The sequence below is a fragment of the Streptomyces sp. YGL11-2 genome (assembly GCF_050054615.1).
Classification (GTDB): domain Bacteria; phylum Actinomycetota; class Actinomycetes; order Streptomycetales; family Streptomycetaceae; genus Streptomyces.
Genome location: NZ_JBNHIN010000174.1, coordinates 1 through 475 on the forward strand (window position 1 = coordinate 1; position 475 = coordinate 475).

Sequence of the window (475 nt, forward strand, 5' to 3'; positions counted from 1 at the left end):
GACACCGCACCACGCGTCACGAACACCAGACGCGACGCAGCAAACCGATCCTCGGCCAACCACGACTGCATCACCCCCAACGCCCACACCGTGGCCGCATGAACGGACTCCACCATGCCGGTGGGGTCAGCAGTGCCGGCAGGGGCCGCGACCAGGACGGTGCCGTGGGGACCGGCCTCGGCGAGGTCGTCGAGATCCGTGTGGGACTGGAGCGGGAGCCCGTCGAGGATGCCTTCGGCGTTCTTGCCGAGCACAGCGAGGGATTCCACGGGATCGCCCGTGGGGTGGATACCGGTCCAGTCGACCGTGAAGAGGGTGTCTCGGTCAGCGGCCTGCAACTGCCCGGCCGAGAGCGGACGCACCACCAACGACTCCACCGACGCCACCGGCACACCACTGGAATCCGCCACCGCGACCGACAACGCACCACCCGCCCCACGAACCCGGACACGCACCCGCGAAGCACCAGACGCAT

1 protein-coding gene is annotated in these 475 nt (G+C 69.1%); it reads right to left on the minus strand.

Annotation, left to right across the window (positions count from 1 at the left end; all coding sequences use genetic code 11):
• Positions 1 to 422, minus strand: a 422-nt coding sequence (locus ACO1BR_RS44215) for a hypothetical protein (protein WP_426800763.1), incomplete at its 3' end; no start/stop codon positions are given.
• Positions 423 to 475 lie beyond the last annotated feature (53 nt).